Below are 22359 nucleotides of genomic sequence, written 5' to 3'. Positions count from 1 at the left end.
TGTCCGAAGGCTGGCAAGTCGTAATCGTCACCTGTACCGCTCATTTGGCCGATTGTCGCCAATGCGACCCGACCGCGGTGACTGGACGAAGCAACTCATCGCCGGCCTGCCGGTTCGCCAGCCCATGGCCACTTTCGTACGAAGGCTCCAGGCGAGGCGACCGGGCCGAGCTCTGGTGGTGGCTCAGCGACGTCGAGCAGCACGATGCGCTCCAGGTTGCTGCACAACGAAGGACAACGCAGCCTGTCAGTCGCCGCTGACGGGTTGAGGAGCACAGCCGTTCGTGGGACGACAGGATCGGCGGAAGCAATCCTGACAATGGATGGCCCGGTGCTACCAATGGTCTGTCCGTTGACAGCTCTCGGTACCGCCGAGTTCGACCGATCATCAAGAGGCTATTTGCATCGATGAAATAGCTTACTCCCCTACACTATGAGGACTGCCGATAGGGGGAACGCATGCCTCGAGTCGTGATGTGTCACGGTATCGGGTACCAGTACAAACATCGCGAAACATCGCATACAGACTGGTACGAAGCGTTGCGAACGAGCATGACGGATGCTTCTCTTCCAGTCCCGTCACCCGACCTCGTCTCCTCGGTGTTCTACGGCAACTGCTATCGCAGCCTGAACACCAAAGGAGTTCCGAGCGAAGACGAATTCGCGGACATTCCCCATCTAAGGGTCGGGGATGTGCGGGATCCACTGGAGAGCGCTCTGCTGGAGGCGTTCGCAGAAGGCGCCCGGCCTCCGGCGCCGGACGGCAAGGGTATGACGCAGGCTGCGCTGCGTCGACTCGAGAAGTCCGAGGCGCTCGGCCGCCCGCCGGCGCGAGTGTTGATCTGGCTCGTACGTCAGGTCCGCCGGTACCTGGACGCCAACGACAGTGTCCGTGCCTGCGCCCAGCAGCGGTTCGAGCGGGTGGTGACGCCCGAAACCAGAGTGGTCGTAGGGCATTCGCTCGGCTCCGTCGTCGCCTACGAGGCACTCTGCGGCGACCATCCGGACTGGAACGTCGACACCTTCGTCACGCTGGGGTCGCCGCTCGGCCTCGGGCTGGTGCAGGAACGTCTGATCCCCGCACCATTGCCGGACGGCCGCCGGTGCTCGCCTCCGGTAAAGAATTGGATCAACATCGCGGCCACCGACGACCCCATCGCTCTGGTGAAGAAGCTGGAACCGGCCTTCGGGGACTGCGTGGACGACCAACTCGTTGTCAATACACCCTGGTACCACCCTGGGAGATACACGCTGGGCGGCCACTCGGTCATGCGCTACCTGACCACAGGTGAGTTCGCCGAAGCCATCGGGAGCGCCCTCCTCATCGGAGAGCCGTGACAACAGCAGGCGTTGGCACCGACTCCTTCGGTCACGCTGCGAGAGTCGCGCTCGTTTCCGGTACAAGTACCTTCGGAGAGGGTTTTCCTCCACTGTTACGGGTGCCGGACGAACTGCGAATGATGAAGGCCGTGCTGGTGGAGTCGGCCGGCTGCACGATCCATCGCGACTCCCAACTGGACCCGACCGTGGACCAATTGCTGCGGAGCTTCGAGCGGGCCCTCGAAGGCGATGACGGCACGCCGCCCGACTTACTGGCCTTCTACTACTCCGGGCACGCTGAGGAACTCAGCGACGGAGATCTCGTCCTCGCCGCTCACGACAGCGAGAAGCGGTGGCGCAGCAGCCACCTCCGGGTTGATGACCTCTTCGCGATGCTCATCGCAGAAAACCGGCAGCGCCCGCGTGAAGTGGTCATCCTCCTGGACACTTGTCATTCCGGGATCGCCGTGACGCGTTTCGAGCAGGCCCAAGCCAACGAGCGTGCCAAGGGTACCGCGCTTCCCGTGTTCACGGCCTTCGGCTCTATCGACCGCCTCCGCAAGGCCCATCAGTTGCACTTCGCCGATTCCTTCTCCGCCGCCGTTCGCACCGCCCCGGGCAGCGAGAAGGACGAATTCCTGCCGATGGACGTGCTGTTCGACGCACTTGTCCGCCGCATGAGGGATTTGCCGGGTGACGACGGGAGACCGCCCGAGCCCGAATACCTTCCACCGCGCTCGAAATCCCGGGCCTTCTTCAACCCCTGGTACCTACCGCAGAGAATCCGTAGACCACAGGAAGCCAACGGCACAAGCGGGTGGGCATTCTGTGGCCGAGCCAAGGCTGTCAATGAGGCCATAAGCTACCTGACCGGAGATCAGGCCGGCGCCCTCGCGGTCGTCGGAAGCGCGGGATCCGGCAAGTCCGTTTTGCTCGACTGGATCCACACCACAGCACACGCCGACCCACTGCCTGCCGGCCCTAGGGCACCTGAATCTGCGCCACTCGGCTGCCTCGACCTGCTCCTGGACGCCCGCGGAATGACCGTGGACTCCGTCATCCAGAGACTGGCCTCCCACTACGGAACGGGAACCGAACGCGGCGACGCACAAGCTCTCATCGATGAGCTCGCGGCCAGGCCCAAAACGCTGAGCATCTGCTTCGACTCCATCGACGCCTGCACCGATCCGGACAGCCTCTACGCAAGCCTGCTGACACCACTCGCCGCCCTCGAGCAGGCTCGCGTCGTCCTAGCCGGTACCCAGGCGCCGCCGGGCTTCACCGGCCCCCGGATCGACCTCGACCACCCGGAATTCTTTGACAGCGACGACATCACGGTCTTCGTCGAGCACGTATTGTGGCACCGGAAGGGCACCACATGGACCCACGTGGACCCAGAGTTGGTCACCGAGATTGCGCACGCCACGGCTGGCGCAGCCGGCCTCTCATGGCTCCGGGCGTACCTCTTCGCCGTGTCCCTCAGCTCGGAGGACCCTGCCACCGCACGCGTCCGGGCAGAGCGGTCCACGGCGGAGTTGTTCCTGGCGCAAATGCGAGCCCTAAATGAGGACGATCCCCAGTGGGCGCTGGACCTGCTCCTCCCTGTGGCACTCGCACAGGGCGAAGGCCTGCCGACGGACGGGCATCTCTGGGCAGCCGTCGTGAGCGAATCCAGCGGACGAGATGTCGGGGCCGCTGACCTGGAGCGGGTAAGGCAGAAGGCATCGGATTTCCTCGCTGCTCCAGAGAGCGGCATACACGGGCACGGTTGGAGGCTCGAACGGTCTCCCAACGCCGACTTTTTGGTACAGGCCGCGGGAAAGGTCCTCTCTCACGCCGCCTTTGTCCGGGCGATGACCGAACGCCTGCCCCTGCGCCCGTCGGGCGCGCTCGACTGGACCGCGGCCGACCGCTACACCCGTGAGTACTTCGCTTACCACGCACAACTGGCCGGCGTGCTGGCCGACTATCTCGACGACCCCGAGTTCCTGCTGATGAACTCCGACGCTCTACGCCGGGTCCTGACAGTCCTGCACGACAGCCCGTTCGGCCACATTGCGCGCGTGCGGTCGTTGTGCGGCGAGCTGGCCAGGACGGATCGGACGGACGGACACACGCTGTCTCGCATGGCTTTGCTCGCCCAAGTGTACGAACTTCCCGAGCTTGCCAGACGTGCCGGCGAGTCCGCGGCAGGATGGCAGCCCACTCTCACCTACCGCCGTCCGGTCACGGCTGTCTACTGCCTTCCCGATGGCGGCGAACTCATCGTCGACGAGGAGGCGGCTATCCTCAGCAAGTTCGCCGCGCTGGACGGCCACGCCTGGAAGACGCTGACCCCGCGCAATCGAACAGCTGGCATAACCGCCACCTCAGTCATCGATGCCTCCGGCCCCGCCCTGTTCGCCGGGCAGATCAACGGCCAGGCTTGGGTCGAGCGTCTCGCCGATGGTGCGTCTTTTCAGGTTCCGGGTCTAACGCTCGACTGCAGGGTAGTCTCCTGCGTCCAGTTGAAGTCGCGAGGTCTCCTCATCGCCGGCACCGAGGGATGGCAGTGGCGAGCCGACCAGGTCACCGGCCCGATGGTGCCCAGAGGTCAGCTCCGGATAGGTGGCGCCGCGACCGCCGTGAGCAATAACGTCCCGCTGGTCGCGGCCCACACGGCGAAAGACGTCAGCGTGTGGCGCGCCGACGGCCAGTTACTACACGTTTACGAGCCTCCACAGAAGCTGGCCCTCACAGCCATCGCCGCCGACGGTGACGGCATATATACCGGAGCGGGCGACGGGTCGGTCTGGTTGACGTCCTGGGACGGCGCTTCCAGTCGCCAGATCGCCGCACATATCAGCCAGGTCGCTGAGTTGCGCGTGCATACGATTGGTAGCCACCGAGTCCTGGTGAGCGCAGGGCAGCAAGGCGACATCGAGCTGACCCCCCTCGTCCCCCGCTCGGGTACCTCCTTCCACGCCGAACTCGGGTGCTATGTCTCTTCGGTGGACGTCGACGCCAGCGGACACCTTGTGGTCGGCACCAGCGCGGGCGTGGTTCATATCGCCCATTGAACAGCCCGAGGCGCGTCCTCGGGGCGGCGATGAAGGGAGCACATCGTGAGCATCAACGAGTCCGGAACAAACCTCCGGCACAATGACAATCCGCTAGGACATGAGCTCCGCATGGCTCTACATGCACTGACTGTCACCTTGCATACGACACAGATCGAAGCCGACAGGGTGGGGCAACTCCTGCGCACCGTAATCGACCTCGGGAACCGCACCGTGCGCCAAGGACAGTCGTTGCCACCTCGCCCCTTCGACTACACGGGTAGACGACCCGCGATCGGTGTGGGCGCGTTGCTGGCCGCGTACGGTGACCCTGCCGGCGGCGCGTTCGAAGAGCTCCTGGCCGAACTGGACGCCGGTTTACTGGCGGAGCTCGATGTGCTCATCACTCGATCCGAACAACTTCCGGCTGTCACCACAAGCGCTGAACGCTGGGCAGCGGACGCCGACGAGGTACCGCTGCTCCTGGAACCGATCGACGACTGGTGTGCGATCGCTCGTGCGACCGTCCACTTCCACGCGGGCAGCGCGGCCACCTCCGAGGGGACGGACCGCCCCGTACGTGTCGCCTGGACCGCGCTGCCGCCTATCGCCGTCTCAGAGGTGGAGAACGGTCTCGATGCGGCGCGCAAGCTCGTTGCCGACGCGGGTCGGCCCCAGCCACCGTCGATCAGCGCGCTCATCGACATACGTAGCGTCTCGAGTCCATCGGTGGTGGCCCCACGTAGTTGTGCGGCCGCCATCGCTCTCACTTACTTGGCTCATGAGAGTGGGCTGCCTACCCCCGGTCAGCTCGGTGTGCTGCCTCTCGCGGGATGTACGAAAGATGGTTCATGGAGTCGGTACATCATCGGCAGCGAGATTTCGCCGGACACGGCCGAGGGGGGCCTCCACTGCCTGTGGCACGACGACGAGGTTTGGAAGCTGCGGACCGGATCCGAGACACGATCGGATCCCGATTCCACCCTGGCCGGCGCGGCCCGTCTGCTGTGGGGTGAGGACTGGCAGGAGACTCGCAGTAAATGGGCTCAAGAGACCTTGGACGCCTACCAGTGGGGCATTCTCCACTACACGGAGGCCGCGGGGGACGACGATATCGGCGACTGGTTGCACGATGGCGACACTCTATTGGTCGAGTTGGACCAGGCGGGCTTCCTCGCCGAGCTTTTCCTGCAGCGGCCGACCTCGCGTGTCATTCAGTCGGGCATTCGCAACAGCGGCAAGACGGTCTGCGCTCGCCAGCTGGTCCAACAGCTCGAGGCCAGCGGCTGGCAGACTCTTGTCCTGTCACCTGCGCATCGCCACCTGCCCACCGACGGCAGTCTGCTTTCGGTGGTCCGGGCTGCGCTTGTCACCATGCAGGCCGACGCCGGACGCCGCACGCTGGTCGTCCTCGAGGATCTCCATGCGCTGCAAGACGGCAACATCGGAGAAGCGCTCGAATCGCTGGGAGAGCTCAACGTCGGCGTACTCGCATTGACCCGGTACTTCGACGGCGCCGCTTACAACTGGGACAACCATGGTGTGACCGCGTACCCGTCGCCCCTGTCACCGGACGAGATGCCCGATTTGGCCCGGCGTCTGATCGAGCGCTACCCCGATGCGTGTGGGGCCGTCGACGGGGACGCCGACATCGAGCTGGTCGTCGATGCCTGCCAAGGCGACTTGAGTGTGCTGGTCGACCTGCTTCGTGTCGGTGTCGCCGCCGGCTCGGCTGGAGAAACCGGGGGGCGCGATGCCCTCCGCCTCCTGCGTCAGCAGGTCGAAAATGCCTGTGCCTGCCTGGACGAGCCCGCACGGGCGGCCACGGGCCAGCTCGCCGCCGTGTCCACGCTGGACGAGAGCGTGCCTGCTTCCCTGGTGGAGTACCTCACGGACGAGACCCTCACGGCGCTAGGGGTCGTCGTGGATGGGGGTCTGGCCCAGATTCCCAGTGAGGTGCGCGCGAATGTCGTGCTCGACTGCGCAAATCGGCAAGGCGGCCGGGATAACCTGCTCACCTGGCTGGAGCAGTATCTGGTGGCAATGCTGGCAGATAGAGAACATGACAGAGTGCGGGCCTTGCTGACCAACTGTGCCGTGTACGCGCCCGGAGCCCTTGCCGAACTGCTCGAGCGGGAGACGGTGCGGCAGGCTTTCAGCCCCTGGTCCGCCGACGCCCACCCGCCGATGGCTCTCCGTGTGCTTCAACTGTGCGCGCGACAAAGCGAGCCATTCTGGATCGCCGCCGCGCTACCGGCGATCGTGACGCGGATCCCCAGCCTGCCTCACCTGGTCGTGCCTGAGCTGACGACCGTGCTCAAGGTGCTTTGGGACTATCAGGACCAGCTCACCGGCACCGAGGTGACCGATTTGCTGACCTGGTTGGGCACCGCGAATGAGGGGCTGGACGCTGTGCTCGCACGGCGTGCCACAGTCGCGCAGCGTCGCCACCTTGCCCACGCTCTCCTGCGACTGGCCTCAGAAACGACCATTCCTCTGGCGACGGTCTGCCAGTGGCTGGAGGAACGCGCCGCCGCGCTGGTCCGCGGAGCGGATGCGCGCAACCACGACGACCTCATCAACGTACGGCGGCTGGACGACCTGATTCACCGCTGGTCCCAGGAGGCACGGGGGTCCGACAGCCCCGAGAACACGAGGCACGACCGGCTGCGTCCGTTGGAGAAACCCGCGCAAGCACTCCTCGAGCAGCTCCCCAACTCACGGACAACGCTGGCTTCCATGCTGGCCTGGATGTCCCTGCGGCTGCACTTCAACGGCCTGAGCGATTGGGACGATCTGGTCAAGCGGTACGAGAAACAGATCATGGCAGCACTGGCACACGCGGACGCGATCCAGATCAGCAGTGCCTTCGCCGACCTCGCGCGCAACGACCGCGGACGAACCAATCAGCTGCTGAACCACTTGCTGAACTCCATGCGGCTGGGACCCGCGCTGGCGGCGATTCTCCGGAGATCGACACCTGCCGAGGCGGCCATCCTCCTGTCCACGGTGCGGAACATTCACGGCGGCACCATCAAGAAGGTGCTCTACCAAGAGACCGCTCAAGGTAGCCAGGTGGCCGACGTCAAGCTGGCTCGGGACTTGGCCGAGTCGATCGACAACTTCAAAGACGCGCGCGGCGCCGGGATGCTGCTCAGCAGCGTCAGTCGTGCCGACGATCTCTACTGCGATACGAAGGACCGCTTCGGCTATCGCCTGGCGTGTGAACTGGGACCCAAGTTCGCAAAAACGCTGATGACGAAGAGAAAAGAACGCCGCCCCGCGGTCATGTACCACTTCCTGCGCGGGCTGTGGGAGGCGGGCGCCGACTACCGCACCGACTTGGAGGAAGAGGCACTGCAACTGGTCGTCTCCAGCATCCAGGCCCAGCGTGGCACAGCTCGGCCGTGGGGGCCACAGCTGGCGACATTGCTGATCGATGATGACTACTTCGGCCAAAACTTTTTGCTGCAACTGGCGGAGCGCCTGGACACACGCATACTGCTCGAGCGCATGGGCAATCCGGCCCTCGACTCGCAGAGCATGATGCATACACACCAGTTGAGCATGGCCGTCGCTCCCCAGATCAGCGAGGAGTTCGCGAAACGCCTCAAGATTCAACACGTCGTGCGCAGTCCAATGGCGACGAATGCAGGTGAGATCGCACAGAAGCTCAATGTTCTGACTCGCACGCTGCGCGGGGCCGCAATGCCCGATGCGACCGCCTTGGTGCTGCGCCACTTCAAAGCGGAGAACCCGCAATGGGACTGGGCGCACAGCTTGCGCGCGCTGTCAGGAATCGGCGCGTTCACCACCGCGCTCAACCAATTACACAAGTTTGACCCGCGCGAGGCTGCAGACGCCATCAACATCCTCAGCCACCCCGAGGGTGGCCAGAGAATTTCGCACCTCGAGGGCCTCCTGATCCGCAGCGTGGTTCACCCGCCATTGATGGCGGATCTGCTAGCGGCGGCGGAACGATGCCAACCGGGCCTCGGCAGGGCCGAGTTGGAGTGGTTGCGCGACAGCAGAAAGGACCGCTGGCGCACATTCACCGACAGTTTCAGATTCGAGCAAGACCCGGTCACGCAAGGTATCGTCGGCCGGACGCTGGCGAACCTCGGCGTGGTGCCAGCCCAGGAGTCACAAAATTGGATGGGGACGGTGGTCAACCGGGTCTGGTCCTCCACCATGCACCTGTTCGCGAGCCCCCGGGTAATCGCAGAGTTGCTGACGCTCGCGTACATCTGGGAACCCCAATGGGGCGAGCAACTCGGCGAGAAGGTCAATGCGAACAAGCTGCTCAAAAGGCTGAGCCTGCGCATGCGTCCCGACATGCGCGGACTGCCCAACCTCGTGACGGCGCTGCGGCTGACCGGGCGTAACGATCTCGTCGAGGACATCGTCCGTGACCTGACCACGGTCCATCCTGCGCTTCTCGTCGAGGCAATTGGGCTCGAGCAGGCTGGGCGCATGCTCAAGTCGCTGTGCCGCGCGAACTCGTCTGTGGAGTTTCTCGCCCCGGCCGTGGGGCAGCAACTCGACAGGACACTGAAGCGGCCCAAGGTGGCCGACATCGAGCAGCACTGGACGACTATCGGCTGGACGGCGCAGGCGCTGACCGAATGCTCTCAGGAGAGTGAGCTGCCCCTCAGCACACCTGCCATGGAACCGAACATCGTGGCGTACCCAGCTTCGGCAGCTTGGGCAGCGGTGTGGTTGCCACGCACCGAATGGTCCATCACGGTGGCACAGAAGGCGCTGGACGTTTTCGACCGAATCGGTGTCGCCCACTGGTATCCCCAGGAGACATGCATGGCTCTTGTCGCCTCGGCCCGACTGGGCCGCCTGCAGCCTGCGGAGTCACTGTCCAGCGGTTGGACAGCGGCGACAGATGCCGGCTACGAACTGCTGACACTGTTGTGCCGGGAGGCGGCACACACGCCTGCTATCGCCGACCACCTTGCGACGCCCGAGGCGTCGAGGAGAATGAGGGAGCGGGTGGCTGTTCCCGGCGTCGCCGCGCTCCCGGTTTATCGAGAGCTGAGGTCGGCGGTGGACCGTCTGTGCCCTCCACCGGCGACGATGGCCTCAATGCCAGCAAACGAGCTCGATCTCTGAGTCTTATCGCGGGAAACGGTTGAGGCCTCAGACGCCCGCGGGGCGTCAACTACGAGAAGCACTGGCCACATGCACGAAGCGCCCCACCAAACCCGGTGGGGCGCTTCGGAAAGAAGACAGATCAGTGCTTTTCGGGCCCGAGGTAGTACTCGAACACCAACCCCGCGGCAGCCGCGAGGACGCAGACCACGCCGATGCCGATCAGCCAGAACTGGAAGAACGCGAGGCCCAGGGCGGTCACCGAGCCGGCGGCGGCCAGGGTGATCGGCCAGAAGCTGCCGGGCGAGAAGAAGCCCAGGTCGCCGGCGCCGTCCACGATCTCGGCGTCCTCGTAGTCCTCCGGGCGCAGGTCGAGACGACGGGCGACGAACCGGAAGTAGGTGCCGATGATCAGCGACAGACCGGCGGTCAGCACGGTGGCCGTGGTGCCCGCCCATTCGACGCCGGTGCGCGACTGGCCGGTGAAGAAGCCGTAGACCACCGCCACGATGATGAAGAACACCGTGAGCAGTTCGAAAATCCGCGCTTCGATCTTCATGTCAGATCAAATCCTCACTTGCTCTCGGCCGAGGCCGCGCTCTTGGTGTCGCGCCTGGTGTTGAACGGCGTGGTGGACGTGGCGACCGGGGACTCACCGATGGACTCCAGCGCCTCGGCATTGGTCTTGCCCGCCTGGCGCGCGTCCAGGTACTTGGTGAACTTCTCCGGCGTGACCGCGCGCACCTCGAAGTTCATCATCGAGTGATAGGTGCCGCACATCTCGGCGCAGCGGCCGACGAACGCGCCTTCCTTCTCGATCTTGGTGATCTGGAAGACGTTGTCGGAGTTGTTTTCCTTCGGGTTCGGCATCACGTCGCGCTTGAACAGGAACTCCGGCACCCAGAAGGCGTGGATCACGTCGGCGGCGGCGAGCTGGAACTCGATGACCTTGCCGGTGGGCAGCACCAGGACCGGGATCTCGTTGCTCGAGCCGATCGTCTCGACCTTGTCGTAGTGCAGGTAGGACAGGATGTCGTTCTCCGGCTTGCCGTGCACCGGGCCCGGCTGCGGGTGACCGTCCTTGGTCCGCTCCTGGTACTCCTCGAGCTGTTCCTGGCTCAGCGACTCACGCGTGGTGTCGATGCCGTCGAACTTGTACCCGTCCTTGAAGTCGACGTTGCGGTAGCCGAACTTCCAGTTCCACTGGAAGGCGGTCACGTCGACCGTGACATCGGGGTTGGCCACCTTCTCGTGCACGTAGTTCTGCACGACCACGGTGAAGTAGAACAGCACGGCGATGATCACGAACGGGATCGCCGTGTAGGTCAGCTCCAGCGGCACGTTGTAGCCGGTCTGGCGCGGGAACTCCGGGGAGTCCGCCTTCTTGCGGTGGAACGCGACGGTCCAGAAGGTCAGGCCCCAGACCAGCACGCCCATCGCCAGCGCGGCGACGACCGACCAGGTCCACAGTTCCCGCATCCGGGTGGCCTGCGGCGTGATACCCGAGGGCCAGCCGAACCGCAGCCAAACATTGTCGATCGAGCAGCCCGAGACGAGCAGCGCGGTGATCCCCAAGGACACCGCCAGCCCGGCCCGCCGAAGGATGCGGCCCTGCCGACCCCGGGCGGGTCGTGCCCCGATCTCTTCGCTCGCCTTGTGCGCCACGCTCACGCCTTCCTGGTCGCCACACATTCCGACAGTGCATCGTGCGGGGCTGCGATCGGCCCCGACGATACGTCCTAAGCTTGTTTCAGGACGCCCCCCGGGCCAGCGCGTCCGCGCGGGTCGCCTGAGAGAGACCTGAGTACTACGCAGCGTAGACCAAACGCACCCCCCGTTCGTCGTCGGGTCGGCTTCGGCACCTCGCCGAGCGCACCCGGATCACCGTCACCAGCGATTCCGGCCGGGACGCGATGCGCACGACGCGCGAATCCGGTGGGTGCGGCATACTCGGACACTAGATTTCGTCCCCTCGCGCGCCATCCGGTGAGCGCGTATCCCGACTGCGAGAAATGAGGTTGCCGACGCCGTGTGTGGACTGCTCGGATTCCTGGCATCTGACGAGGCGGCACCCGACACGGTGGAGCAGGTCTACGACGCCTTGCACTGCGTGCGGCACCGTGGCCCGGACGAGCGCGGCACCTGGCACGACGACCGGGTGATCTTCGGCTTCAACCGTTTGTCGATCATCGACATCGAGCACTCGCACCAGCCGCTGCGCTGGGGCCCGCCCGGTCAGCCCGACCGCTACGCGCTGACCTTCAACGGCGAGATCTACAACTACCTGGAGCTGCGCGCGGAACTCACCGAGGCGCATGCCGAGGAGTTCCCGGACGGAAAGATCTTCCGGACCGAAGGCGACAGCGAGGCCATCGTCGCGGCGTTCCACTACTGGGGCCCCGAAGCGGTGCGGCGCCTGCGCGGCATGTTCGCGTTCGCGATCTGGGATACCGCGACCAAGGAGTTGTTCCTCGCTCGCGACCCGTTCGGCATCAAGCCGCTGTTCCTGGCCACCGGACCGGGCGGCACCGCGTTCGGCAGCGAGAAGAAGAGCCTGCTGGAACTGCTGCCCGCGTTGCGGCTGAGCGACGCGCTGGACCCGCGGGCGCTGGAGCACTACACGGTGCTGCAATACGTGCCGGAGCCGGAGACGCTGCACAAGGACGTGCGCAGGCTCGAATCGGGCAGCTACGCCACCGTGCGGCCCGGCGCGGCTGCGGAGGTCACCCGCTACTTCACCCCGAAGTTCGCGGTGCGCCCGTTCGCGCCCGGTTCGGCGGCGGCGCGCTACCGGGAGATCGCCGCGGCGCTCGAGGACTCCGTCGCCAAGCACATGCGCGCCGACGTGACGGTCGGCTCGTTCCTGTCCGGCGGCATCGACTCCACCGCGGTCGCCGCGCTGGCCATGCGGCACAACCCGAAGCTGATCACGTTCACCACCGGGTTCGAGCGCGAGGGCTACTCGGAGGTGGACGTGGCCGCCGAGAGCGCCGAGGCGATCGGCGCGCGGCACGTGGTGAAGGTGGTCTCCCCCGCCGAGTTCGCCTCGGCGATCCCGGAGATCGTCTGGTATCTCGACGACCCGGTGGCCGACCCGGCGCTGGTCCCGCTGTACTTCGTGGCGAAGGAAGCGCGCAAGCACGTCAAGGTCGTGCTCTCCGGTGAGGGCGCCGACGAGCTGTTCGGCGGATACACCATCTACCGGGAGCCTCTGTCGTTGAAACCCTTCGAGAAGCTGCCCCGCGGACTGCGCAGGCTGGCGGGCAAGCTCTCGGACCGGATTCCGGAAGGCACCAGGGGCAAGAGCCTGCTGCACCGCGGCTCGCTCACCCTGGAGGAGCGCTACTACGGCAACGCGCGCAGCTTCAACGACGCGCAGCTGCGCGCGGTGCTGCGCGAGTTCCGGCCGGAGTGGACGCACCAGGACGTCACCGCGCCGCTGTACGCCAAGTCCCGAGGCTGGGACCCGGTGGCCCGCATGCAGCACCTGGACCTGTTCACCTGGCTGCGCGGCGACATCCTGGTCAAGGCCGACAAGATGACCATGGCCAACTCGCTGGAGTTGCGCGTGCCGTTCCTGGACTCCGAGGTGCTGAAGGTCGCCGAGGGCCTGCCGTTCGACCAGAAGATCACCAAGGAGACCACGAAGTACGCGCTGCGCCAGGCGCTGGAGGGCATCGTGCCCGCGCACGTGCTGCACCGCGCCAAGCTCGGCTTCCCGGTACCGCTGCGGCACTGGCTGCGCGGGACGGAACTCTACGACTGGGCTCAGCAGCAGATCGCCGAATCGCAGACCGACCACCTGCTGAACAAGGCCGCGATCAGCGAGATGCTGGTCGCGCACCGGGCCGGGACCGCCGATCACAGCCGCAGGCTGTGGACATTGCTGGTGTTCATGGTGTGGCACGGCATCTTCGTCGAAGACCGGATCAAGCCGGAGATCCAGGAACCGGTCTACCCCGTTTCGCTGTAGCGCTCCCCCGCCCAGCCGGGTCTCGAGGCCGCGGGACCCGCCGTCATCGACGGCGGGCCCCGGTAAGCAGAATCGACCTCAGAGCAGCGGCTTGATGTCGGCCGCGGCTTCGGGGCCGTAGGCCTGGGCGAGCCGCTCCAGCGCGGTCTCCTTGTTGAGCGTCCACTCCTGGGTGCCCATGGTCTCCAGTACGAGCACGGCGATGAGCGATCCCAGCTGCGCGGAACGCTCCAGGCTCAGCCCGGCGGTGTGCGCGGTGAGGAAGCCCGCGCGGAAGGCGTCGCCGACGCCGGTCGGCTCGACCTTCTCGGTCTCGGGCACCACGCCGACGGTCACCTCGGTGCCGTCGCGGTCGATGATCCGCACGCCCTCCGCGCCCAGGGTGGTGACACGGATGCCGACCTTCTGAGCGACCTCTTCCTCGCTCAGACCGGTCTTCTGCAGCAACAGCGCCCACTCGTACTTGTTCGTGAAGAGGTACGCGGCGCCGTCGATGAGCTGCACCGACTGGTCGCCGTCCAAGCGGGCCAGCTGCTGGGAGGGATCGGCGGCGAACGGGATGCCGAGTTCGCGGCACTCGGCGGTGTGACGCAGCATCGCCTCGGGATCGTTGGCGCCGACCAGGACGAGATCGAACTCCCGGGTCTCGGCGAGCTCGGCGATGGAGATGTCGCGAGCCTCGCTCATCGCGCCGGGATAGAACGACGCGATCTGGGCCATGTCGTCATCGGTGGTGCAGACGAAACGGGCGGTGTGCGCACGATCGGACACCAGCACGGTGGAGCAATCGACGCCGTGCTTCTCCAACCAGGCGCGGTACTCGCCGAAATCGGCGCCGACGGCCCCGACGAGCAGGGGCGCGCGATTGAGCAGGCCCATGGCGTAGACGATGTTGCCGCCGACGCCGCCGCGACGGATCTGCAGATCGTCGACGAGGAAGCTCAGCGACACGTGGTCGAGCTGATCGGCCAGCAGTACGTCGGCGAACCGGCCGGGAAAACGCATGAGGTGGTCGGTCGCAATGGACGCGGATACGGCGATGGACACGTGGCTGGGCCCCTTCAACGGTAGGCGGCAGGCGGTGCAGACCGGGACGCGAGTCCCGATCTCACCGTAGCTCAACCGCGTCTCCGGGTCTTCAGGCCGTACTGGTTGGGCGGCACCGGATTTGCGTTCAGGTCCTGCGCTGAGTGCCGCTCCAGTTCTGGGCGTTCCCGGGGAAGTTACCCATGTCCTCGCTACATCAGTCGTCGCGTTCGGCCACGCTCACACGCGGCCGATCAGCGCTCAGTTGAAGGAGTCGCCGCAGGCGCAGGAGCCGGTGGCGTTCGGGTTGTCGATGGTGAAGCCCTGCTTCTCGATGGTGTCGACGAAGTCGATCGAGGCGCCCTGCACGTACGGCGCGCTCATCCGGTCGACGGCCAGCGTGACGCCGCCGAAGTCGACGGTCAGGTCGCCGTCGAGCGAGCGGTCGTCGAAGAACAGCTGGTAGCGCAGGCCGGCACAACCACCAGGCTGCACCGCGATCCGCAGCGCCAGGTCGTCGCGTCCCTCCTGGTCCAGCAGTGCCTTCGCCTTCGAGGCGGCGGCGTCGGTCAGAGTGACACCGTGGGTGGCGGTCTCGTTCTGCACAGTCATGAACTCTCCTCGAGGAACCTGTGGTCAACCCGTGAACAGCGCACGGGTCGTGTTTGTCAACACCACTCGGCCGGCTGCTATTCCTCCATCTTGCCATCACCTGATCCGTGGTGACACGCAACCTGCGTGAGCCCGCACACTCCCGGCGAATCGGACCGCATTTCCCGCCGCGCAACCCATCGAATAGCCTGGTCGATGTGAAATTGTTCCGTCGCGGCGAGTCCAGCACCACCGACGCGACCGCCGAATCGACGGTGGTCACGGACGGCGACTCGGCCGCGGGCACCACCCGCACGGCCACAACGGCCACCTCGGGCAAGGGCCGTCCCACCCCCAAACGCCGTGACGCACAGAGCAAGCGCCGCGGACCCGTAGCACCCGCTCCGCTCACCGCGAAGGAGGCCCGCGCCCGGCGCAAGGCCGCGCGGGGCACCAAGCAGGAGCGCAAGGCGGCCGCCGCCAAGCGGCGCGAGGCCGCCGCGGATCGACGCGAACGCATGCTCGCGGGCGAGGACAAATACCTGCCGCACCGCGACCAGGGTCCGGTCCGGGCGTTCGCCCGTGACATCGTCGACGCCCGGCGCAACCTGGTCGGCCTGTTCATGCCGATGGCACTGGTGCTGATCCTGTCGATGTTCGTCGCGCCCGCGCTGCAGACCATCGTCACGCTGGCCATGCTCGTGATGATGCTGTTCATGGGCATCGAGGGCTTCCTGCTCGGCCGAGTCGTGAACAACCGGGTCAGGGAACGCTTCCCGGAGACCACCGACATCGGCTACCGGCTCGGCTGGTACGCCTTCGTCCGCGCCTCCCAGATCCGCAAGATGCGCGCCCCGAAGCCGCGCGTCGACCCGGGCGACGCTGTGTAGTTTTTCCAGCGCCTGCGGCGCTGGGTGTTCGCGGCCCCCTTGTGGTTCGCGTCCGAGCGACCGCCGCCGGCGACTTCGTCGCGGACGCGGCGGCCACTCGGACCGAGACGGCCCGTTCCATCCTGCTCAGCGGTGGTGGTTGTCGCGGCCGAGCATTGCCGCCAGTTCGGAGTGCAACCGCTGCGCGTCACGGTCTATGACGTCCGACGAGCCGGCGTGCCCCGTGCTGCGGGCGATGACTGTGACGAAAGCCACGATGACTGCCAGGGAGACGAGGAAAGTAACCATGGCAGTAATTTTGCGCTCCGTGATTTACCGCCGAAAGTGGCGGTACTGACATTGTTCGCAAAAATACAGCCAGTAGACTGGCGTCATGCTGTCGAAGGTCGCCGTGGTGCTGTCCGAACGTATGGCCATGTTCGAATTCGGGGTCATCTGTGAGGTTTTCGGGCTGGACCGTACGGCCGACGGACTGCCCGCCTTCGATTTCCGGGTGTGCGGCGCGGAGCCAGGGGTTCCACTGCACTCGACCAGTCCCGGGATAACCGTCACACCGGAGTACGGCCTCGGGGAGCTGTCGGCGGCCGATCTGGTGGCCATCCCGGCCGCCGCGACCGACCGAGGGTTCGATCCGCGGGTCGTCGCCGCCGTCCGCGACGCGTCGGCAGCCGGGGCGACGGTGCTCACCGTGTGTTCCGGAGCTTTCCTGGCCGGGGCAGCCGGACTGCTCGACGGCCGCAAATGCACCACCCACTGGCGCTATGTCGAGAAACTCGCCGACGAGTATCCCGAAGCGACCGTCGATCCGGACGTGCTGTTCGTCGACGAAGGAGATCTGATCACCAGCGCGGGCACCGCCGCGGGTATCGATGCCTGCCTGCACCTGGTGCGGCGCGAGCTCGGCAGCGGCGTGGCCAACGCGATCGCGCGGCGCATGGTGGTCCCGCCGCAGCGCGACGGCGGGCAGCGCCAGTTCATCGAACGTCCCGTCGCCGCCTGCACGTCCGACAGCCTCACCCCCATCCTGGCTTGGATGAACGAGCATCTCGACCTGCCGCACACCGTCGAAGACCTGGCCACCCGCGCCAACATGTCCACCCGCACCTTCGCCCGGCGCTTCGCCGCCGAGACCGGAACCACTCCGGTGAAATGGCTCACCAACCAGCGCGTGCTGCTGGCCGAGCAGCTACTGGAGGAAACCGACCTCGGACTGGAGCACATCGCCGCCCGCTCCGGCTTCGGCTCCGGCGCCCTCCTGCGCCACCACTTCCAACGCCTGGTCGGCATCGCTCCCACCGAATACCGCCGCCGCTTCGGCCGCAGCCCGGAGGAATCGGCCTGATTTCTGCGCGCCCTGAGGGGTCGGCCCCGCGGCGTCCCGTTCAGAGCTGCCACGACACCAGGGGGCAAGTGTCACGGAAATCCGCGAGTGATGGCGGCACGCCGGGGCGAGGTGGCGCGGCAGACGTAAAGGGGTTGGCTGTTCGGTTGATAGCGTGCACCCGTGTCACAAAGTCCCGCATCGGCAGCGCCACGAAGCACCCTCGTTCTCGGTGGCGCGCGATCCGGGAAGTCGGCGTTCGCGGAGGACCTTGCGGTGCGGGCGGGAGGCCCGGTGCGCTATCTCGCCACCGCGGTGCCCGACCCCGACGACCATGATTTCGCCGAGCGCATCGCCAAGCACCGCGGCCGACGCCCGGCGGGCTGGTCGACCATCGAAAGCGCCGATCCGGCAACGATTCTCACCGAACCCGCGCCTTCGGCCTGCACCCTGATCGATGACATCGGCACCTGGCTCACGGCCCGCATCGACGCGCGCGAGGCCTGGGAAGCCCCACGCGGCACGGTCTCCCCCGACACCGACGCGCTGGTGGCGGCCGTCGCCGCCTATACCGGCGATCTCGTGATCGTCAGCCCGGAGGTCGGCATGGGCGTCATCCCCGCCACGCGCTCCGGCCGCCTCTTCCGCGACGAGGTCGGCACCCTCAACCAGCGCCTGGCCCAGGTCTGCGACGAAGCGTTCTTCGTCATCGCCGGTCTTCCGCTCCGGCTCAAATAGCAGCCGCGTGCAACGCCCCTCGAACCTGCCTGCCATTGGAGGGGCCGAACCGACCCGCGAACTCGGCCGATCGCCGTCGTCTCCCACCGACCCGCTCGTCGAGCGTCGAGGCCAGGTCCGCCCGCACCCATCTCGCGCGGTGGCGAAGCAAGCCATCGAGCGGGCTCGCGGACCCGGCGGCGCTGCCGAGCGGGTGCGGCGGGGCCGGACATCCGGCCGACGCCCCGGCGGGGCAATGGCAAGATTGGGCGGCGTAGTCGGCGGAACCGCCATGACCGAAAGGCTCGATAGTGACGCACGGATTCGGACCGGTAGCGCCTCCGGACGCACAGTTTCGTGCGGCGGCCGAGCAGCGGCAGGCGCAGCTGACCAAACCCCATGGGGCACTGGGCCGACTGGAGCAACTCGGTAACTGGGTGGCGGCCTGTCAGGGCGCATGCCCGCCCGCGCAGTTCGAGCGCGCCCGGGTGGTGGTGTTCGCCGGGGATCACGGCGTCGCGCGGCACGGGGTGTCGGCGTATCCGAGCGAGGTCACCGCGCAGATGGTGGCGAACTTCCTGGGCGGCGGGGCCGCGGTGAACGCGCTCGCGGCCGTGGCGGGCGCGACCGTCCGGGTCGCCGATCTCTGCGTCGACGCCGACACCGAGCCGCAGGTTTCCGAGCACAAGGTGCGCCGCTCCAGCGGGTCGATCGATCGCGAAGACGCGCTCACCGCCGCAGAGGTCGAGTCGGCGCTCGCCGCGGGCCGTGCCATCGCCGACGAGGAGATCGACGCGGGCGCCGACCTGCTGATCGCGGGTGACATGGGCATCGGCAACACCACTCCGGCCACGGTGCTCATCGCCAGCCTCACCGATACCGAACCGGTCGCCGCGGTGGGCCGGGGCACCGGCGTGGACGACGCCGGATGGATCCGCAAGGTCGCCGCTATCCGTGATGCGATGCGCCGCGCCCGCCCGGTGGTGAAGGACCCGGTCGAGCTCCTTCGGGTGGCAGGCGGCGCCGACTTCGCCGCGATGGCCGCGTTCCTCGCCCAGGCCGCCACCCGGCGCACGCCCGTCATCCTCGACGGTGTCGTCGTGACGGCCGCGGCGATGGTCGCCGAAGACCTCGCCGCGGGCGCGAGCGCCTGGTGGCTGGCCGGTCACCGATCCACCGAACCGGCGCACGACCTCGCGCTGCGACACCTGCGACTCGAACCCTTGGTCGACCTGACCATGCGCCTCGGCGAAGGTTCCGGCGCCCTGACCGCCCTTCCCATCCTCCGCTCGGCGGTGGCGACTCTCGCGGAGATGTCCACCTTCGCCGAGGCGGGCGTCAGCACCGCGGAACCCGAACCGGCAACCCCCGCCCCGAGCCTGCGCAAGTGAAGTCTTCCCGCTCCTGCGCCGTATTCCCCCACCCGTCGACGCCGGGTGCGGGGCGGGCTCCGGAGTATTTCGGCCTCACGGCGGGCGGGCCGCTGAACTACCACGGCCCCGCCATCACCTCTCGAAGCCCCGGCAAGACGCGCCGAGTGCCGCCTGCCGATCGAGGATCGGCGTGAACGGGGTTCGGTTGGCGATTTCCTGGCTCACGGTGCTGCCGGTCCGGGGGCCGGAGGCCGTGGATCGCTCGGCGGCGGGCCGCGCGATCCTGTTGGCGCCGCTGGTCGGCGCGCTACTCGGCGCGGGGGCCGCGGGCCTGCTCTGGGCGCTGACCCGGGCCGGAACGAGCGCTTCGCTGGCCGGGCTGCTGGTGGTCGGCGCACTGGCGTTGATCACCAGGGGTATGCACCTGGACGGCCTGGCCGACACCTTGGACGGGCTCGGCAGCTACGGGCCGCCCGAGCGGGCCAGGCAGATCATGAAAAGCGGCGGGGCCGGTCCTTTCGGCGTCGCGGGTCTCACGTTCACCATTGGGGTGCAAGCGTTTTCGTTCGCGTCCCTGGCCGATTCGGGCAGATGGCTCGCGGTGGCCCTCGCCGTGGCGACCGGCCGTGTCACGGTGATTCTGGCCTGCCGGGGTATTCCCGCCGCGCCGGGCACCGGGTTCGGCGTTCTGGTCGCGGGCACGCAATCGGCTGTGGCCGCGGTGTGCTGGCCGGTGGCTGCCGTCGCCCTCGCCGTTTTCGCCGTCCCCGGCTGCCCGTGGCTCGGCCCCCTCGCCGTGATGTTCGGCCTGGCCGCCTCGGCGATCCTGGTCCGGCACTGCGCCCGCCGCTTCGGCGGACTTTCCGGTGACGTCCTCGGCGCCGCTGTCGAGACCGCCGTGGCGCTCACGGCGGTCGTGCTGTCCCTCGCCGTCCAGCCCGGCTGACCTGCTCGCGGCGCCTGCTCGGCATGCCCACTCGAGCATGGGACCGGTTCGGAACCGCCCGAGAGTCTGGGTCACTGGAATTTTTCCGGCCGCGGCGCGCGGATCGTCTGGGTCGGGCAATAAGGTGGGCGGTATGTCTTCTGAGCGCCTGTATTTTCGCCAGCTGTTGTCGGGACGCGACTACGCCGTGGGCGATCCGATCGCGACGCAGATGCGCAATTTCGCGTATCTGATCGGCGATCGGGAAACGGGCGAGTGCGTGGTGATCGATCCGGCCTACGCGGCGGGTGATCTGGTGGACATCGCCGAGGGAGACGGTCTGCGGCTCAGCGGCGTGCTCGCCACCCATCACCACCCCGATCACGTGGGCGGGACGATGCTCGGCTTCACCCTGCGCGGCGTGCGCGAGCTCCTCGAAAAGACAAGCGTCCCAGTGCATGTCAACGTCACAGAGCTGCCATGGGTGGCCGATGTCACCGGTATCGCCGAAAGCGAGCTGACCGGTCACGAGCACGGCGACAAGGTCACCGTCGGGGCCTTCGACATCGAGTTACTACACACGCCCGGACACACTCCGGGCAGCCAGTGCTTCCTGTTCGACAACCGCCTGATCGCAGGCGACACCCTGTTCGTCGACGGCTGCGGCCGCACCGATTTCCCCGGCGGCGATTCGGACGAAATGTTCCGCAGCCTGCGCTACCTGGCCGGACTCGCCGGCGACCCGGTCGTCTACCCGGGCCACTGGTATTCGCAGGAACCCAGCGCCGCACTCTCCACTGTCCGGGACAAAAACTACGTCATGCGCCCGCGGACGCTGGAGCAGTGGCACATGCTGATGCCTGGCTGAGTCACATACCCCGCATCCAGCCGTGCTTGTCGGCGAACGTGCCGCGCTGGATGCCGGTGAGGGTGTCGCGCAGAGCCATGGTGACCGCGCCGGGCTCTCCGCCGCCGATGGTGAACTCGCCCGTACCGGAACGGACCCAGCCGACCGGGGTGATCACCGCGGCAGTCCCGCAGGCGAAAACCTCGGTGATCTCACCGGATTCGGCGCCCTTGCGCCATTCCTCGACCGAGATCTTGCGCTCCTCGACGGGGAAGCCGGAATCGGCGGCAAGGGTGAGCAGCGAATCGCGAGTGATGCCCGGCAGCAACGAGCCGGACAGCTCCGGCGTGACCAGCCGCGCCTCGGAACCGGACCCGAAGACGAAGAACAGGTTGTTGGTGCCCATTTCCTCGACGTAGCGGCGCTCACACGCGTCCAGCCACACCACCTGATCGCATCCCTTGGCCGTTGCCTCGGCCTGAGCCAGCAGCGAAGCGGCGTAATTGCCCGCGACCTTCGCCTCGCCGGTGCCGCCCGGCGCGGCGCGCACGTACTCGGTGGACAGCCAGACCCGCACCGGCTTCACACCGCGCGGGAAGTACGCTCCCGCCGGGGAACCGAGCAACAGGTACTTGTACTCCGCGGCGGGCTTCACACCGAGCCCGGCCTCGGTGGCGAACATGAACGGCCGCAGGTACAGCGATTCCTCGCCGCCCGCCGCGGGCACCCAGTCCCGGTCCACCTCGAGCAGTTGGCGCACCGACTCGATGAACAGCTCGTCGGGCAGTTCCGCCATCGCCATACGGCGAGCCGACCTGCGGAAACGTGCGGCGTTGGCATCGATCCGGAAGCAGGAGACACTGCCGTCACCCTGACGGTAGGCCTTGAGCCCCTCGAAGATGGCCTGGCCGTAGTGGAACACCATGGTCGCGGGATCCAACGCCAGCGGGCCGTACGGCTCCACCCGCGCGTTGGTCCACGTGCCGCCGACGTAATCGATCGAGACCATGTGGTCGGTGAAGTACCGCCCGAACCCCGGCTCCGCCAGTACCTCTTGTCGCCGCTGCGCCGCGAGTGGCGCGGGATGCGGAACACGGGTGAACTGTGCGGCAGCGGTCATGGCGACGATCCTATCGGGCGCGATTCCGGCGATTCCGCCACGGTCCGCGCCCCTGGTCCCCCGAGGCACCCGGCGCAGACCACGGCCGATCACCCGAGCGGCGCGGCGGGTAGCGGCCG

16 protein-coding genes are annotated in these 22359 nt (G+C 67.0%); 10 read left to right on the top strand and 6 right to left on the bottom strand.

From position 1 onward, the window contains the following. Positions 1 to 551 precede the first annotated feature (551 nt). The 3 genes from IU450_RS30565 to IU450_RS30555 are packed head-to-tail and all read left to right on the top strand — an operon-like array spanning position 552 to position 9478. Positions 552 to 1337 carry a hypothetical protein gene (locus IU450_RS30565; RefSeq protein ID WP_195153193.1) on the top strand — a complete coding sequence of 262 codons (786 nt, stop codon included), beginning with the start codon at positions 552 to 554 and terminating at the stop codon, positions 1335 to 1337. Continuing rightward, the gene (locus IU450_RS30560; protein ID WP_195153192.1) at positions 1334 to 4378 is read left to right on the top strand and encodes a caspase family protein; all 3045 of its coding nucleotides are present in this window, start codon (positions 1334 to 1336) and stop codon (positions 4376 to 4378) included. The genes IU450_RS30565 and IU450_RS30560 overlap by 4 nt, the downstream gene beginning before the upstream one ends. A gap of 45 nt (positions 4379 to 4423) precedes the next feature. Then, positions 4424 to 9478 carry a hypothetical protein gene (locus IU450_RS30555; RefSeq protein ID WP_195153191.1) on the top strand — a complete coding sequence of 1685 codons (5055 nt, stop codon included), beginning with the start codon at positions 4424 to 4426 and terminating at the stop codon, positions 9476 to 9478. Between the two features lie 121 nt (positions 9479 to 9599). Here the strand turns inward: IU450_RS30555 and IU450_RS30550 are convergent, their stop codons facing one another. Next, positions 9600 to 10016, bottom strand: coding sequence for a cytochrome c oxidase subunit 4 (locus IU450_RS30550; RefSeq protein ID WP_040865876.1), 417 nt, complete (start codon positions 10014 to 10016; stop codon positions 9600 to 9602). Between the two features lie 14 nt (positions 10017 to 10030). Then, positions 10031 to 11122, bottom strand: a complete 1092-nt coding sequence (locus IU450_RS30545; RefSeq protein WP_195153190.1) for a cytochrome c oxidase subunit II — start codon at positions 11120 to 11122, stop codon at positions 10031 to 10033. Positions 11123 to 11486: 364 nt separating this feature from the next. Between IU450_RS30545 and asnB the strand changes: the two genes are divergently transcribed. Beyond that, entirely contained in the window at positions 11487 to 13430 is a 1944-nt protein-coding gene (gene asnB / locus IU450_RS30540; RefSeq protein WP_195153189.1) for an asparagine synthase (glutamine-hydrolyzing), read from the top strand. Between the two features lie 78 nt (positions 13431 to 13508). On the opposite strand, the gene IU450_RS30535 is transcribed toward asnB, so the two are convergent. Beyond that, complete coding sequence (locus IU450_RS30535; protein ID WP_195153188.1) at positions 13509 to 14477, bottom strand: carbohydrate kinase family protein; 969 nt, start codon at positions 14475 to 14477, stop codon at positions 13509 to 13511. Positions 14478 to 14717: 240 nt separating this feature from the next. After that, positions 14718 to 15068, bottom strand: a complete 351-nt coding sequence (locus IU450_RS30530; protein ID WP_195033350.1) for a HesB/IscA family protein — start codon at positions 15066 to 15068, stop codon at positions 14718 to 14720. A gap of 254 nt (positions 15069 to 15322) precedes the next feature. On the opposite strand from IU450_RS30530, the gene IU450_RS30525 reads away from it, so the two are divergent. After that, positions 15323 to 15937, top strand: coding sequence for a DUF3043 domain-containing protein (locus IU450_RS30525; RefSeq protein ID WP_324197889.1), 615 nt, complete (start codon positions 15323 to 15325; stop codon positions 15935 to 15937). A gap of 126 nt (positions 15938 to 16063) precedes the next feature. Here the strand turns inward: IU450_RS30525 and IU450_RS30520 are convergent, their stop codons facing one another. After that, positions 16064 to 16225, bottom strand: a complete 162-nt coding sequence (locus IU450_RS30520) for a hypothetical protein (protein WP_195153186.1) — start codon at positions 16223 to 16225, stop codon at positions 16064 to 16066. An 85-nt stretch (positions 16226 to 16310) separates the two neighbouring features. On the opposite strand from IU450_RS30520, the gene IU450_RS30515 reads away from it, so the two are divergent. The 5 genes from IU450_RS30515 (at position 16311) to IU450_RS30495 (ending at position 21141) form a co-directional block, all read left to right on the top strand. Further along, positions 16311 to 17279, top strand: a complete 969-nt coding sequence (locus tag IU450_RS30515; protein WP_195153185.1) for a helix-turn-helix domain-containing protein — start codon at positions 16311 to 16313, stop codon at positions 17277 to 17279. 162 nt (positions 17280 to 17441) lie between these two features. Beyond that, positions 17442 to 17996 (top strand): bifunctional adenosylcobinamide kinase/adenosylcobinamide-phosphate guanylyltransferase, encoded by a 555-nt coding sequence (gene cobU / locus IU450_RS30510; protein WP_195153184.1) that lies wholly within the window; start codon positions 17442 to 17444, stop codon positions 17994 to 17996. Between the two features lie 290 nt (positions 17997 to 18286). Next, positions 18287 to 19366, top strand: coding sequence for a nicotinate-nucleotide--dimethylbenzimidazole phosphoribosyltransferase (gene cobT, locus IU450_RS30505; protein WP_195153183.1), 1080 nt, complete (start codon positions 18287 to 18289; stop codon positions 19364 to 19366). 172 nt (positions 19367 to 19538) lie between these two features. Next, positions 19539 to 20294, top strand: a complete 756-nt coding sequence (locus tag IU450_RS30500) for an adenosylcobinamide-GDP ribazoletransferase (protein ID WP_195153182.1) — start codon at positions 19539 to 19541, stop codon at positions 20292 to 20294. Positions 20295 to 20427: 133 nt separating this feature from the next. Next, positions 20428 to 21141 (top strand): MBL fold metallo-hydrolase, encoded by a 714-nt coding sequence (locus IU450_RS30495; protein ID WP_195153181.1) that lies wholly within the window; start codon positions 20428 to 20430, stop codon positions 21139 to 21141. A 1-nt stretch (position 21142) separates the two neighbouring features. Here the strand turns inward: IU450_RS30495 and IU450_RS30490 are convergent, their stop codons facing one another. Further along, positions 21143 to 22240, bottom strand: a complete 1098-nt coding sequence (locus tag IU450_RS30490; protein WP_195153180.1) for a branched-chain amino acid aminotransferase — start codon at positions 22238 to 22240, stop codon at positions 21143 to 21145. Positions 22241 to 22359 lie beyond the last annotated feature (119 nt).

It is taken from the genome of Nocardia abscessus (assembly GCF_015477775.1).
Taxonomy (GTDB): Bacteria; Actinomycetota; Actinomycetes; order Mycobacteriales; family Mycobacteriaceae; genus Nocardia; species Nocardia abscessus_A.
Note: the sequence above shows the minus strand (reverse complement) of the source record. Positions and strands in the feature narration are given on the sequence as shown.

Coding starts and splice junctions, on each gene's coding strand:
- IU450_RS30565 (WP_195153193.1), top strand. CDS start 552: ATGACGGATGCTTCTCTTCCAGTCCCGTCACCCGACCTCGTCTCCTCG.
- IU450_RS30550 (WP_040865876.1), bottom strand. CDS start 10,016: ATGAAGATCGAAGCGCGGATTTTCGAACTGCTCACGGTGTTCTTCATC.
- IU450_RS30530 (WP_195033350.1), bottom strand. CDS start 15,068: ATGACTGTGCAGAACGAGACCGCCACCCACGGTGTCACTCTGACCGAC.
- IU450_RS30520 (WP_195153186.1), bottom strand. CDS start 16,225: ATGGTTACTTTCCTCGTCTCCCTGGCAGTCATCGTGGCTTTCGTCACA.
- IU450_RS30515 (WP_195153185.1), top strand. CDS start 16,311: ATGCTGTCGAAGGTCGCCGTGGTGCTGTCCGAACGTATGGCCATGTTC.
- IU450_RS30495 (WP_195153181.1), top strand. CDS start 20,428: ATGTCTTCTGAGCGCCTGTATTTTCGCCAGCTGTTGTCGGGACGCGAC.
- IU450_RS30490 (WP_195153180.1), bottom strand. CDS start 22,240: ATGACCGCTGCCGCACAGTTCACCCGTGTTCCGCATCCCGCGCCACTC.